Annotated in this window: 13 protein-coding genes; 1 reads left to right on the top strand and 12 read right to left on the bottom strand. The window is 70.9% G+C overall.

Annotation, left to right across the window (positions count from 1 at the left end; translation table 11 throughout):
* Positions 1-115 precede the first annotated feature (115 nt).
* From IE272_RS17720 to IE272_RS17775, 12 genes are all read right to left on the bottom strand, one after another.
* A complete protein-coding gene (locus IE272_RS17720; RefSeq protein ID WP_190007253.1) occupies positions 116-2,956 on the bottom strand; it encodes a DEAD/DEAH box helicase in 2,841 nt (946 codons plus the stop codon).
* A gap of 45 nt (positions 2,957-3,001) precedes the next feature.
* Positions 3,002-3,943 carry a diacylglycerol kinase gene (locus tag IE272_RS17725; protein ID WP_190007254.1) on the bottom strand — a complete coding sequence of 314 codons (942 nt, stop codon included), beginning with the start codon at positions 3,941-3,943 and terminating at the stop codon, positions 3,002-3,004.
* A 19-nt stretch (positions 3,944-3,962) separates the two neighbouring features.
* Positions 3,963-4,928 carry a twin-arginine translocase subunit TatC gene (tatC, locus tag IE272_RS17730; protein WP_050359482.1) on the bottom strand — a complete coding sequence of 322 codons (966 nt, stop codon included), beginning with the start codon at positions 4,926-4,928 and terminating at the stop codon, positions 3,963-3,965.
* A 51-nt stretch (positions 4,929-4,979) separates the two neighbouring features.
* Entirely contained in the window at positions 4,980-5,276 is a 297-nt protein-coding gene (tatA, locus tag IE272_RS17735; protein WP_007458039.1) for a Sec-independent protein translocase subunit TatA, read from the bottom strand.
* Between the two features lie 218 nt (positions 5,277-5,494).
* Positions 5,495-5,692 (bottom strand): hypothetical protein, encoded by a 198-nt coding sequence (locus tag IE272_RS17740; protein WP_007458041.1) that lies wholly within the window; start codon positions 5,690-5,692, stop codon positions 5,495-5,497.
* 84 nt (positions 5,693-5,776) lie between these two features.
* The gene (locus tag IE272_RS17745; protein ID WP_179890713.1) at positions 5,777-6,088 is read right to left on the bottom strand and encodes a hypothetical protein; all 312 of its coding nucleotides are present in this window, start codon (positions 6,086-6,088) and stop codon (positions 5,777-5,779) included.
* A 22-nt stretch (positions 6,089-6,110) separates the two neighbouring features.
* Positions 6,111-7,067: a helix-turn-helix transcriptional regulator gene (locus IE272_RS17750; protein ID WP_007458045.1), complete on the bottom strand. Its 957-nt coding sequence runs from the start codon at positions 7,065-7,067 to the stop codon at positions 6,111-6,113.
* Positions 7,068-7,080: 13 nt separating this feature from the next.
* Complete coding sequence (locus IE272_RS17755) at positions 7,081-8,034, bottom strand: helix-turn-helix transcriptional regulator (protein WP_007458047.1); 954 nt, start codon at positions 8,032-8,034, stop codon at positions 7,081-7,083.
* 162 nt (positions 8,035-8,196) lie between these two features.
* Positions 8,197-8,571, bottom strand: a complete 375-nt coding sequence (locus tag IE272_RS17760; protein WP_050359483.1) for an FKBP-type peptidyl-prolyl cis-trans isomerase — start codon at positions 8,569-8,571, stop codon at positions 8,197-8,199.
* 43 nt (positions 8,572-8,614) lie between these two features.
* Positions 8,615-9,553 (bottom strand): FKBP-type peptidyl-prolyl cis-trans isomerase, encoded by a 939-nt coding sequence (locus tag IE272_RS17765; protein ID WP_050359484.1) that lies wholly within the window; start codon positions 9,551-9,553, stop codon positions 8,615-8,617.
* 149 nt (positions 9,554-9,702) lie between these two features.
* Positions 9,703-11,064, bottom strand: a complete 1,362-nt coding sequence (gene pafA / locus IE272_RS17770) for a Pup--protein ligase (RefSeq protein WP_032794056.1) — start codon at positions 11,062-11,064, stop codon at positions 9,703-9,705.
* Between the two features lie 9 nt (positions 11,065-11,073).
* Positions 11,074-12,333 carry an MFS transporter gene (locus IE272_RS17775; RefSeq protein WP_056703099.1) on the bottom strand — a complete coding sequence of 420 codons (1,260 nt, stop codon included), beginning with the start codon at positions 12,331-12,333 and terminating at the stop codon, positions 11,074-11,076.
* Between the two features lie 135 nt (positions 12,334-12,468).
* On the opposite strand from IE272_RS17775, the gene IE272_RS17780 reads away from it, so the two are divergent.
* On the top strand, positions 12,469-13,503 hold the full coding sequence (locus IE272_RS17780; RefSeq protein ID WP_050359486.1) for a LacI family DNA-binding transcriptional regulator: 1,035 nt from the start codon (positions 12,469-12,471) through the stop codon (positions 13,501-13,503).
* Positions 13,504-13,531: the final 28 nt, after the last annotated feature.

The following is a 13,531-nucleotide window of genomic DNA, read 5'->3' on the forward strand; positions in this document are numbered from 1 at the left end:
GAGCCCGTCCTCCCCAGCCCCTCCGGCGCTTGAGGAGCGGGGTCCGGGGCGGAGCCCCGGTTTCGGGAAGGGGCGGGCAGGGGAAAAGCCCGCCGCAGGCGCACCCCCGCCGACGTCAGCCGACGGAGCTGTACGCCACCACCCCCCGCAACACCGCATCCACCGCCTTGCGCGCATTCTTCGCCACAGAACTCGCGCCCTCCCCCGCATCCCGAGGAGCCGCCGCAGCCACCTGCCCCAGCACATCGATCACCTGCTTGCACCACCGCACGAAGTCCCCCGCCGGCATCTCCGCCTCACGCAGCACCTCGTCCAGCGTCCGGCCGGAGGCCCACATGTAGACCGCCCAGGCGAAACCGAGATCGGGCTCGCGCTGCCCGACCCCTTCCGTCTGGTTGATCTTGAAGTCCTCCTCCAGGGCGTCCAGCCGCCCCCAGATCCGCACCATCTCGCCCATGGCGACCTTGGCAGGACCGGACGGCAGCTTCGGCGCGACGGCGTCATCGGCCTGCCGCGCCTCGTACACCAGCGCCGAGACGCACGCGGCGAGTTCGGCGGGGTTGAGCCCCTCCCACACGCCCTCCCGCAGGCACTCGCTGGCGAGCAGATCCAGCTCCCCGTACAGCCGGGCCAGCCGCCGCCCGTTCGCGGTGACCTCGTTGCCCCGGAGGTAGTCCAGCTCGGTGAGGAGCGCGACGATCCGGTCGAAGGTCCGGGCGATCGTGTTCGTCCGCCCCTCGATCCGCTTCTCCAGCTGCCGGGTGTCCCGCTGCAGCCGGTGGTAGCGCTCGGCCCACCGCGCGTGGTCCTCCCGCTCGTCGCACCCGTGGCACGGGTGGGCGCGCAGCTCGGTCCGCAGTCGGCTGATCTCACGGTCGTCGGCGGCCGGCGCCCGCCCCTTGCGGTGCCGGTCGGGCACGATGTGCCCGGCCTTCGTCCGCAGCGCGGAGGCCAGATCACGCCGGGACTGCGGCGAGCGCGGGTTGAACGACTTCGGGACGCGCATCCGGTCCAGCGCCTCCACCGGCACCGGGAAGTCCATCGAGGCCAGCCGCTTGACCTGCCGCTCCGCGGTCAGCACGAGCGGACGCGGCCCGTCGTGGTGGTCGAACCCGCGGTGCCCGTTGGCCCGCCCGGCGGGCAGCCCCGGATCCAGCACCAGGGCGAGACCCGCGAACTTCCCCGTCGGCACATGGATGACATCGCCCGGCTTCAGCTTCTCCAGCGAGGAGGCCGCCGCCGCCCGCCGCTGCGCCGCGCCCTGCTTGGCCAGCTCGGTCTCGCGGTCCTTGAGGTCGCGCCGCAGGCGCGCGTACTCCTCGAAGTCGCCGAGGTGGCAGGTCATGCCCTCCTTGTAGCCCTCCAGGCCCTCCTCGTTGCGCTGGACCTGCCGGGAGATCCCGACGACGGACTTGTCCGCCTGGAACTGGGCGAACGAGGTCTCCAGCAGCTCGCGCGAGCGGTGCCGCCCGAACTGCTGCACCAGGTTGACCGCCATGTTGTACGAGGGGCGGAAGCTGGAGCGCAGCGGATACGTACGCGTGCCCGCGAGGCCGGCCAGCGCCGTCGGGTCCATGCCGCGCTGCCACAGGACCACCGCGTGGCCCTCGACGTCGATGCCGCGGCGTCCGGCCCGGCCGGTGAGCTGGGTGTACTCGCCGGGGGTGATGTCGGCGTGCTGCTCGCCGTTCCACTTGACGAGCTTCTCCAGCACCACGGAACGCGCGGGCATGTTGATGCCGAGCGCCAGCGTCTCGGTGGCGAAGACGGCCTTCACCAGGCCGCGGACGAACAGCTCCTCGACGACTTCCTTGAACGTCGGAAGCATGCCCGCGTGGTGCGCGGCGATGCCCCGCTCCAGGCCTTCGAGCCACTCGTAGTAGCCCAGGACGTGCAGGTCCTCGCCGGGGATGGACGCGGTCCGCTCCTCGACGATCTCCCGGACCAGCCGGCGCTTGTCCTCGTCGTTGAGCCGCAGACCTGCGTACAGGCACTGCTGGACAGCGGCCTCGCAGCCGGCCCGGCTGAAGATGAAGGTGATGGCGGGCAGCAGGCCCTCGTTGTCCAGCCGATCGATGACCTCGGGCCGGCCGGGCGTCCAGATCCGGCCGCGCTGACGCCTCTCGCGCTCGCGGTCGGCCTCGCGCACCATCTTGCCCCGGCGGCGGTCACGGGGGTTGTAGACGTTCTGGCTCTCCTGCCGGGCGAGACGGACCAGGTCCGGGTTGACCTCACGCCGTCCGGCGCCGCGCCCCCCGTGGTCGGTCGCCTCCTCGAAGAGGTCGTACATCTTGCGGCCGGCCATCACGTGCTGCCAGAGCGGCACGGGACGGTGCTCGGAGACGATCACCTCGGTGTCGCCGCGCACGGTGTCCAGCCAGTCGCCGAACTCCTCCGCGTTGGAGACGGTCGCCGACAGGGAGACCAGCGTCACCGACTCCGGGAGGTGGATGATCACTTCCTCCCACACCGCGCCCCGGAAGCGGTCGGAGAGGTAGTGCACCTCGTCCATGACCACATAGCCGAGGCCGGACAGCGACTGGGAGCCCGCGTACAGCATGTTCCGCAGGACCTCGGTGGTCATCACGACCACCGGCGCCTCGGAGTTGACGCTGTTGTCGCCGGTCAGCAGGCCGACCTTGTCGGCGCCGTACCGCTTGACCAGATCGGCGAACTTCTGGTTGGAGAGCGCCTTGATCGGTGTCGTGTAGAAACACTTGCGGCCCTGTTCCAGGGCCAGATGCACGGCGAACTCGCCGACGATCGTCTTGCCCGACCCGGTGGGGGCCGCGACCAGCACCCCCTTGCCCGCCTCCAGTGCCCGGCAGGCCTCGATCTGGAACGGGTCCAGACCGAACTCGTACATCTCGCGGAAGGGCCCGAGGGCCGTCGCCATCTCGGCCGCACGGACCTGAGAAGCCTGGTATCGCTCAGCTGGTGAGAGGTCCTCTGTCATCTTGCTTACGAGCCTACCCGCCACCTCTGACACTCAGCCCGATCTTTAATCGCCCACGGCCGTTCCCTCGCCCGGGGCCCGGCCGGCGCCTGCTCGGCGCCCGGTGAGCACCCGCACGGCGCCCGGTACGCAGGTGGCGGTGAGCGGCAGCGCGCCCAGCGGTTCACCGTCCGCGTACGCCGTGACCCCGGCCGCCGCCAGCTCGATCGAGGAGACCCGGTGCACGGTGACGGCGGGGTGGCCCAGGTGCGTGCCCCTGTAGACCTTCGGGAAGACCTTGAGGAGCGTGGTGCGGCTGCACCGCCCCACCACGGTCACGTCGAAGAGCCCGTCGTCCATCTCCGCCCCGGCGCAGATCCGCATGCCCCCGCCGTACGTGGTTCCGTTGCCCACCGCGATGAGGGTGGCCTCGATCTCGGTGGGCTCTCCCCCGTCGAGCCGGATCCGGTACGGGATCGGCCGGAAGGCGGCGAGTTCGGCGAGGATCGCGAGGTCGTACTTGAAGCGGCCGCCGACGAAGCGCATCCGGTTGCCCCGGTCGTTGACCCGGGAGTCGAAGCCGGAGGCGAGGACGGAGCCGAACCAGCGGTCCCCGACCCGTCCGAGGTCGATGTCGCGGTGACCGCCCTCCTTGAGCGCCCGCGCGGCCAGCCGTCCGGCGGCGACCGGGTCGCGTATCGGCAGACCCAGCGCGCGGGCGAAGTCGTTGCCGGTGCCGACGGCGACGACCCCGAGCGGGGTGGCGGTCCCGGCGACGGCCTGGAGGGCGAGGGACATCAGCCCGTCCCCGCCCACGGCTATCAGCGCCCCGGTCCCCGCCGCGACGGCCTCGCGGGCCCGGCGCAGGGCGTCGTCGGCATCCTCGCCCAGCACCGTACGGACGGAGAATCCGGCGTCCCGCAACGCGGAAGCGGCCGGCTGCGCGGCGTGCGCGCCCCGGCCGCTTCCTGCGGTGGGATTGACGAAGAGGGTGATCTCGCTGGTCACCCTTCCGGACCCTACAAGGTCAGGTGATGTCGTCGTAACCATTCAGCCGGTGCGACCCGGGTCCGTCCGCCTCGCCGGACGCCTGCCCCGGGAGTGCCGGGCGGGAGCCGGACACGTTCTCGATGCTGCCGATGGGCTCGGGCGTCAGATCGAGGTCGGAGGCCTCGTCGTCGCTGAGCTCGGCGTCGGGGTTGTTGCGGTTGCGCCGTTTGTCGTTCAGCAGGGAGAAGCCGACGGCGATGAAGTAGAGCACCGCGAGCGGTCCGGCGAGAAGCAGCATGGAGACCGGTTCGCCACCGGGGGTCGCGATCGCCGCGAACGCGGTGAGGCCCACGATCATCCCGCGCCACCAGCCGAGCATCCGTTTGCCGGTGACGACACCCGTCATGTTCAGCGCGATGAGCAGCAGAGGCAGTTCGAAGGCGATACCGAAGACGATCACCATGCGGACCAGCAGATCCAGATAACTGTCGAGCTCGATCTGGTTCTGCACGTTCTCGGGGCTGAACCCGAGCATGATCTCGGCGGTCTGCGGCAGGATCGCGTACGCGAGGTAGCCGCCGGAGAGGAAGAGGGGCGCGCCCACGACGGCGAAGGCGTAGGCATAGCGCTTCTCGCCCTGGTGCAGCCCCGGGGCGACGAAGGCCCACAGCTGGTACAGCCAGACCGGCGTGGCCAGCAGGACACCGGACATCAGAGCGACCTTGAGGGCGTTGGTGAACGGCGCCAGCAGGGTGTTGGTCTTCAGCAACGCGCAGGGCTTGCCGTTGACGGCGACGACCACGCCGTCCTTGCACCCGACGGATTCGAGCAGGGGGCGCAGAAGGAAGTCGTAGATGTCCTTCTGGAAGAACGCCGCGACGATCGTCACCACGACGATCGCCAGCACGGCCTTCAGCAGCCGGTTACGCAGCTCACGCAGGTGATCGAGGAGAGGCATCCGCCCCTCGTCGTCCTTCTCCTGCTTGCGGGCAGACTTGAGCAACCCACTTCCCTCGTCTCGTGCGGCGGCTGTCGGCGGAGCGCGTCAGCTGTGTCAGCTCTGGGTGGTGGGCTTGGCCTCGCTGACCGGGCGGGAACTGGTGACGTCTCCCGGAGCGGCCTGGATGGTGCGCGCGGTGCTGGACTGCGGGGGCGTCGGGTCCTCGACGGTCTCCGTCGTGGGCGTCGCGGTCGCCGCGTCGTCCTTCTTCATGGCCTTGGCCTCGCTCTTGAGGATGCGGGCCGACTTGCCGAGCGAGCGCGCCATGTCGGGAAGCTTCTTGGCACCGAAGAGCAGCAGGATGACAGCGATGATCAGAACGATCTCGAGGGGCTTCAGATTGCCGATCATGTGCGACTTCCTTCTCACTGAGGCGGCTGGAGGGTGGGCTCGCTACCCGTTCGACCGGGCATACGTCCGATCGTTGCGCTTGGCAGCGATCGTAACCCGCAGGGGTAAACGCGAGGCAATGCCCGTGCGTACTCCCGATTGCGACCCGCACCTCCCTGCCTGGGCCGACCCATGCAGCGTACCCTCCGGTGCTGTCGAACATCAGGCCCCCCGGCCCGCTATCGCAGGCCTTCACCGGTGGCCGCGAGGCGGGTGGCCGCCCGTTCGAGGTCCTCCGACGCCCGGTTGATCCGCTCCGTGGTGACCGTGACCTGTCGGCCGAGACGCTGGGCCTCGACGAAGACCTTGATGCCGAGCACACCGAGCACGGCGATGCCCAGGAATCCGAGGGCGATGGCGAGCATGGGCCAGAACATACGGCAGTCCCTCTTCCTACGGGCTTTCCACGAGGCTTCCGACGGGCGCTGCGGTCCGGTCGGGGGCGCTGCGGCCGGGGGGCGCTACAGGGCGGTGTGCAGGCGCAGTGTCCGTACGCCGCCGCCGGTGAGCAGTTCGATGATGCGCTCCCCGGCGGGCTTGCGGACCGAGGCGCCGCACTCGGGGCAGGTGAAGGTGTAGAAGGTGGTGCGGCTGGTGGCGCCGATCGCGAGGCGCAGTGCCGCGGCGGCCAGCTCGAAGCGCCCGCGGCAGTCGGGGCAGGCGGCCCGGAAGCGTACGGCGGCGGGTACCGGCACGGTGACGGGTCCGGTGCCGGGCAGGGGCGCCGGGCGGATCCCGGAGGCGGCGGCCGGAAACAGGGGCGTCCGGTTCATCGTTGTCTCCCCTCCTCGGGTCTCAGACCGCGTCCTCGTAGGCGGCGAGCGCCTCGCGGGCGGCCTCGCGGGCGCTGTCCGCGAGTTCCGGCGGGGTGACGATGCGGCCGTCGCCGCCGAGGCGCAGGGCGAGCCGGCGCAGGGAGGCCGGGTCCGGGGTGCGCAGGGTGATCCGCAGGCCGCCGTCGGGGAGTTCCTCGGCGGAGTCGTGCGGGTAGTACTCGGCGACCCAGCGGCCGCCGGTGCCGACCTCGATGACGACTTCCGGGTCCTCGGCGGCCGGCTGGACGAGCCCTGCGGACAGGTCGCGCAGCTCCAGCTCGGGCGGGGCGGCGGGGGCGTCGAGGAGGCGGATCTCGGCGACCCGGTCCAGCCGGAAGGTCCGGCGGGCCTCGGAGAGCCGGCACCAGCCCTCCATATAGGTGTGGCCGACGGCGAAGAGCCGGATCGGGTCGACCTCGCGCTCGGTGAGTTCGTCGCGGGCGGGCGAGTAGTAGCGCAGCCAGAGGCGACGGCGCTCGGAGATGGCCCGGTCGACGTCGGCGAAGACGCCGCCCTCCGCCTCGAAGGTCACCGAGAGCCGGGAGCTGGCCGCCCCCGACTCGCCCGCGGCCGTCTCCAGCTTGGCGGTCGCCCGGACGAGGGCGAGCCGGTCGCTCTCGCGCAGGCCGGGGAGGGTGGCGACGGCGCGGGCGGCGACGAGCAGCGCGGTGGCCTCGTCGGCGGCGAGGCGGAGCGGCTCGGCGACGTCGTCGGGGTTGTGCCACCAGATCCGGTCGCCGTCGGTGTCGATGTCGAGGAGGTCGCCACCGCGGAAGCTGGTGCCGCACATGGGCAGAACGTCGAGGTCCGAGATCAGCTCGTCCTCGGTGATCCCGAAGGCCCGCGCCACGTCCTGGACGTGGGCTCCGGGGCGTTCCCGCAGATACGTCACCAGGGACAGCATCCGCCGGGTCTGGTCGATCGCGTTCGTGGCCATCGTTTCCCTGCCCCTAGTCCTTGGCCACGGCGCGGAGCCGGTCCACCACATCGGCCCGCAGATCGGCGGGTTCCTCCACGACGACGTCCGGGCCGAACTCGACGAGCCAGGCGTCGAGGCCGTGCCCGTACGGGATCTCCAGCTCGTCCCAGCCGTCGCCGCGTTCCCTCACGGCTATCGCGCGTGACCGCAGCGGGTAGCCGGCTCCGGCGCGGAGCCTGATCCGGGCGGTACGGGTCGCGGTCTCGCCGGCCCAGCTCTCGACGGTCTCGCGGACGGTGACCACGTCGGGCACCTCGGCGCTGAAGGCCCCGGCGCGGGAGCGGACCTTGCCGGTGATGCGGGAGAGCCGGAAGACGCGTTCGGCGCCGCGTTCACGGTCCCAGCCGGCGAGGTACCAGTGGCCGCGCCAGCATTCGAGGGTCCAGGGTTCGACCTGGCGCTGCTCGGGGCGGGCGGAGTTGGCCTTGCGGTAGTCGAAGGTGACGGGGCGACGGTCGCGGCAGGCCAGCATGAGGGGCTCGAACGCGGCCTCGTGGACGGGGATGCGGGGTTCGAGGGCGCTGTGGACCTCGTAGGCGTCCTCGGTCTCCGGCATGCCCGCGGCCCGCAGCTTCTGGAGGGCGCCGCTGGCGGCTCCGGCGAGGCGGGCCTGCTGCCAGACCTTGGCGGCGAGGCCGAGGGCCGCGGCCTCCTCGGCGTCCAGGGTGATGGGGGGCAGCCGGTTACTGTCGCGGCGGGCCAGGTATCCGGTGTCGCCGTCGAGGTTCTCGACGGTCTCGATGACGAGGCCGAGCTCGCGCAGATCGTCCTTGTCGCGCTCGAACATCCGGTTGAAGGAGTCGTCGGAGCCCGCTTCGAGATAGGCCTCGATGGATCCGCGGAGCTCGCGCTTGCTGAGCGGGCGCCGGGTTCCCAGCAGGCACAGCGCGAGGTTCATCAACCGCTCGGCCTTGGCAATCGCCATCGACGCCCTTTCTCTTGTTGCTCTACGACCGTCGACCGTACCGCCCCGGGGGGTGGGGACCAAAAGGCGGGCCGCCGACCGGACAGCGGTGAAAGGCCCGTCGGACAGCGATGAGGGCCCCTGCCGTACGGCAGGGGCCCTCACACGTACCAGCGGAACGGATCAGACCGCGACGAGGTCGCAGACGAAGATCAGCGTCTCGCCCGGGGCGATCTTGCCGCCGCCGGCGCCGCGGTCGCCGTAGGCGAGGTGCGCGGGGATGATCAGCTCACGGCGACCGCCGACCTTCATGCCCTGCACGCCCTGGTCCCAGCCGGAGATGACCTGACCGGCACCGAGCTGGAACTGCAGCGGGGTGCCGCGGTTCCAGGAGGCGTCGAACTCCTCGCCGGTGGAGAAGGCCACGCCCACGTAGTGGACGGAGACGGTCTGGCCGGCCTGGGCCACCGGGCCGTCGCCCTCCCAGATGTCCTTGATCGCCAGGTCGGCCGGCGGCTCGCCACCCGGGAAGTCGACCTCGGGCTTCTCGATGCTCACTGAACTGCTCCTCTAAATGATGAACTGGACAACCGGGACAGTCTTACACCTTGGCGAGGATGTCCACGGCGAAGACCAGGGTGGAGTTCTTCGGGATGGCCTGCTGCTGCTGGTCACCGAAGGCCTGGTCCGGCGGGATGACGAGCAGCACCCGGCTGCCGACCTTCTTGTCGATCAGGCCGTTCTTCAGGCCCTTGAGGGTCACCTGGGACAGCGGGAAGGTCTGGGTCTTGCCCGTGGTGTACGTGTTGTCGAACTCCTTGGCGCCCTTCCAGATCATGCCGACGTAGTTCACGACGACGCTGTCGGACTCCTTGACGACCTCGCCGTCGGACTCCAGGACGTAGTTGGAGACGAGCTTCTTCGGCGGGTCGCTCTTGGGGATGGTGACCGTCGGGGCCTTGCCGTCGGTCTTCACGCCGACCTTGGGCAGGTCGACGTTGTCCTGGGCGACCTCGGTGCCCTTGGCGGAGGCCGGGATCTGGGTGGCCTTCAGGATGTCGACGACGAACACGAGCGTGGCGTTGGGCTTGATGTCGCCCTGGCCCTGCTCGCCGTAGCCGAGCTCGGGCGGGATGACCAGCTCGACGCGGCTGCCGACCTTCTGGCCGACCAGGCCCTTGTCCCAGCCCTGGATGACCATTCCGGCGCCGAGCGTCAGATCGAAGGGCTGCTTGCGGTCGAAGCTGTTGTCGAACGGCTTGGTGGAGTCCCACGCCTGGCCGAGGTAGTTGACCTGGATCGCGTCGCCGTTCTTGAGCTTCGCGCCGTCCCCCTCGCTGATGACGTCGGTCTTCAGCTCCTTGGGCGGGTCACCCTCACCCTTGGAGAGGGTGGGCTTCTCGCCGAACTTGGCGCCCGCGGTGATCGCGGGGACGCCGTTCTTGGACGAGGCGGAGTCGGAGGCCTTGTCGTCGCTGCCGCACGCCACTGCCGAAAGCAGCAGGAGGGGGGCGACGAGAAGGCCGGCAATTCGGCGCACTGGTTCCTCAGATCTCAGGGGACACGGTGAATCGGTCCCGCAACACTCTAGGCCCTTTGATTCGGTTGGGGCCGGACCCCGCACGGACGGCCCCGGCCCCCAGGACCGGTGGGTCCTGGGGGCCGGGGCCGTACTGCGGTGACGTCGGCTCACATGCCGGCGATCAGCTTCTCCACCCGCTCGTCCACGGAACGGAAGGGGTCCTTGCACAGCACCGTGCGCTGCGCCTGGTCGTTGAGCTTGAGGTGGACCCAGTCGACGGTGAAGTCCCGTCGCTGCTCCTGGGCCCGCCGGATGAAGTCGCCGCGCAGCCGTGCCCGGGTGGTCTGCGGGGGCACCGACTTGCCCTCGAAGATCTTCATGTCGTTGCAGATGCGGGCGGTCTGCCCCTTGCGCTCCAGGAGGTAGAAGAGGCCTCGGCGGCGGTGGATGTCGTGGTAGGCGAGGTCTATCTGGGCGACCCGCGGATTCGACATGGTCATGTTGTGCTTGGCCCGGTACCGCTCGATGAGCTTGTACTTCATGACCCAGTCGATCTCGGTGTCGATCCGGTCGAGGTCCTCGGCCTCGATCGCGTCCAGGGTGCGGCCCCACAGCTCCAGGACCTGGTCGACGGTGCCGGTGCGGATGCCCCGGCGCTCGACGAAGTCCACGGCCTTCTCGTAGTACTCCCGCTGGACCTCGATGGCCGAGGCCTCGCGGCCACTGGCCAGGCGTACCTTGCGCTGCCCCGTGAGGTCGTGGCTGACCTCGCGGATCGCCCGGATCGGGTTCTCCAGGGTCAGGTCGCGCATCACGGTGCCCGCCTCGATCATGCGGAGCACCAGGTCGGTGGCGCCGACCTTGAGCAGCATGGTCGTCTCGGACATGTTCGAGTCACCGACGATGACGTGGAGGCGGCGGTACCGCTCGGCGTCGGCGTGGGGTTCGTCGCGGGTGTTGATGATCGGCCGGGAGCGGGTGGTCGCGGAGCTGACGCCCTCCCAGATGTGCTCGGCACGCTGGCTGACGCAGTAGACCGCGCCGCGCGGGGTCTGGAGCACCTTGCCCGCACCGCAGATCAGCTGCCTGGTGACGAGGAACGGAATGAGGATGTCCGCGAGCCGGGAGAATTCTCCGTGGCGGGCTACGAGGTAGTTCTCGTGGCAGCCGTAGGAGTTTCCCGCCGAGTCGGTGTTGTTCTTGAAGAGATAGACGTCGCCCGCGATTCCCTCCTCGTGCAGGCGGCGTTCGGCGTCGACGAGCAGGCCTTCGAGAATGCGCTCGCCCGCCTTGTCGTGCGTGACCAGTTCGGTCACGTTGTCGCATTCGGGGGTTGCATATTCCGGATGCGATCCCACGTCGAGGTAGAGGCGGGCGCCGTTCCGCAGAAAGACATTGCTGCTGCGGCCCCATGACACAACACGGCGGAAGAGGTAGCGCGCCACTTCGTCAGGTGACAGTCGGCGCTGTCCCCTGAACGTGCACGTGACGCCGTACTCGTTCTCCAGCCCGAAAATGCGGCGGTCCATGACTGAACATTACGCCTTATGGCCTGAGCTGAAACCGGGTTCGACGGCCCCGTTTCGATCATTTTCCGATCCCGTCACGACGGCGGGCGTACGGGAGGGAGCCGCGAGGACCCTCCCCGTGCTCAGCAGGACCACCAGGGCGGCCACTCCCCCGGCCCCCGCGACGGCGAAGCTCCAGGCGGTCGAGCCGAGTTCGACGGCCGGTCCCGCGACGGCCGTGCCGGCTGCCGCGCCTACGCCGAACGTGGTGACGAGCCAGGAGAACGCCTCGGTCACCGTGCCGCGCGGGGCGTGCCGGTCGACCACGATGAAGGAGCAGGCGATGGCCGGTGCGAGGAACACTCCGGCGAGGGCGGCGAGAGCGGTCATGACGGGCACCGAGGGGGTGAGCGTCAGCGGCAGATAGCCCAGCGCCAGCAGCCCGACGATGTACCGCAGCCGCCTCTCGGGCGCACCGGCCCACTGCCGCGCCCCGTAGGCCAGGCCGCCGATCAGCGCGCCGAGGCCGAGTGCGGCCATCAGCCAGCCGTACACCGATTCCCGGCCGTGGTCGTCCGCGTACGCCACCCCGGCCACCGTGATGGAGCCGAGGGCGAGCCCGACGAAGAAGAACGTGCCGAGCAGGGCGAGGAGTCCGGGCGAGCGCAGGGCGCCGAGCCAGTGCGCCTCGCGGGGTGCGGAGCGCCAGGTGCGCGAGGGTTCGGACAGGACGACCGAGAGGGCGCCGAGGACGCCGATCGCGTTGATGACGAGCAGGGCGGCGGCCGGCGACCAGAGCGAGACGAGCACCGTCACCAGGAGCGGGCCGACGGTGAACATGATCTCCTGCGCCACGGCGTCCATGGCGTAGGCCCGGTGCACCTGGCCCTCGCCCTTGAGGACGCTGGGCCACAGGGCCCGCAGGCCGCCCTCCAGCGGCGGTGTGGCGACTCCGGCGACGATGACGGCGAGGTAGGCCAGCGGGAGCGAGGAGAGGCCGGTGAGGGCCAGCAGGGACATGCCGAGCGCGGAGACCACGGCGGCCGGGAGCTGGACGCGCGGCTGCCCGTAGAGGTCCACCGCCCGGCCGAGCAGCGGCTGCCCGACGGCGGTGGCCAGTCCGTAGGCCGCGGCGAGCGCGCCGGCCAGCGTGTAGCTGCCGCCCTCCGCCCGGGTGAACAGCACGATCGCGATGTGCGCGGTGCCGTTGGGCAGCCGCCCGACGAGGGTGCCCGTCAGCAGCCGGGCGGCATGCCGCGCCCGGAGGATGTCCAGATATCCCGCGGCCATTTCCGCCCCTCTCCGCCCCGACCGGCTGTGCCGCCCCCGAGGTGTTACGTATAACGTCGAGGTTCATACGTACCATGTGCGCAGTTCGCGGGTCCACCTCGCGGCGTTACGGAAACATCCCGCACGGAGGCACGAGTGACCAGCGCGCAGCAGCCCGTCCCCGCCCGGCCCACCAGCCGCGACGTGGCCCGTGCGGCGGGCGTCTCCCAGGCGACGGTCTCCCTGGTCCTCGGCGAGAAGTGGCAGGGCAGGGTGTCCCGGGCCACGGCCCAGCGGGTCCGGGACACGGCGGCGGAGATCGGCTACCGGCCCAACCTGGCGGCCCGCAGTCTGCGGCTCGGCCGCACCAGGACCGCGCTGCTGGTGGTGCCCGCGCTCACCAACGAGTTCTTCGCGCGGGTGTACGCCGGGGCCGCGGCGCTCGCCGCCGAGCACGACTTCGGCGTGGTGCTCTACCCCTCGCCCGACGGCACGGGCCCGGCCCGGGACCCGTTCGCCTCGGCCCGCGCCGCGCTCGACGGGGTCATCGCGTCCTCGATGGCCGCCGACGCGCTGGGCGCGCTGCACGGGGCGGATCTGCCGCTGGTGATGCTGGACAGCGACCCCTCGGACACCGGGCCCGCCGCCCATGTGAACCTCGACATCGTCGACGGGATGCGGCAGGTGACGGACCATCTGCTGGGGCTCGGCCACCGCCGCTTCCTGCATCTGGCGTCCGCCGTGGACACCTGGACGTTCGCCGTGCGCGCCGGGGCGCTGCACGACGCGCTGGGAGCGGCGGAGGGCACGACGGTGCGCACGGTGCGCGCCCCGCTGGACGTACGGGCGGGGCGCGAGGCTGCCGAACTGGCTCTGTCGGCCCCCGGGGACCGGCCCACCGCGATCGTCTGCGACGACGACATTCTGGCCGCCGGCGCCTGCAAGGCGGCCCGCAGGCTCGGCCTGCGGGTGCCGGACGAACTGTCGGTCACCGGCTTCGACGATCTGGCGCTGGCCACCGCGCTGGAGCCGGAGCTGACCACGGTGCGGCTGCCGGCGGAGCAGGTCGGGGAGCGGGGCATGGAGGCCCTGCTCGCGGTGCTGGACGGCCGCCCCGTCGAGCAGGGCGGACTGCCGGTCCGGCTCGTCGTACGCGGCTCCACGGCGCCGCCGCCCACCGCCCGCGCATGACGGTGCCCCCGGGCCGGAGCCCGGGGGC

This window comes from Streptomyces anulatus, assembly GCF_014650675.1.
In the GTDB taxonomy this organism is placed as follows: Bacteria; Actinomycetota; Actinomycetes; order Streptomycetales; family Streptomycetaceae; genus Streptomyces; species Streptomyces anulatus.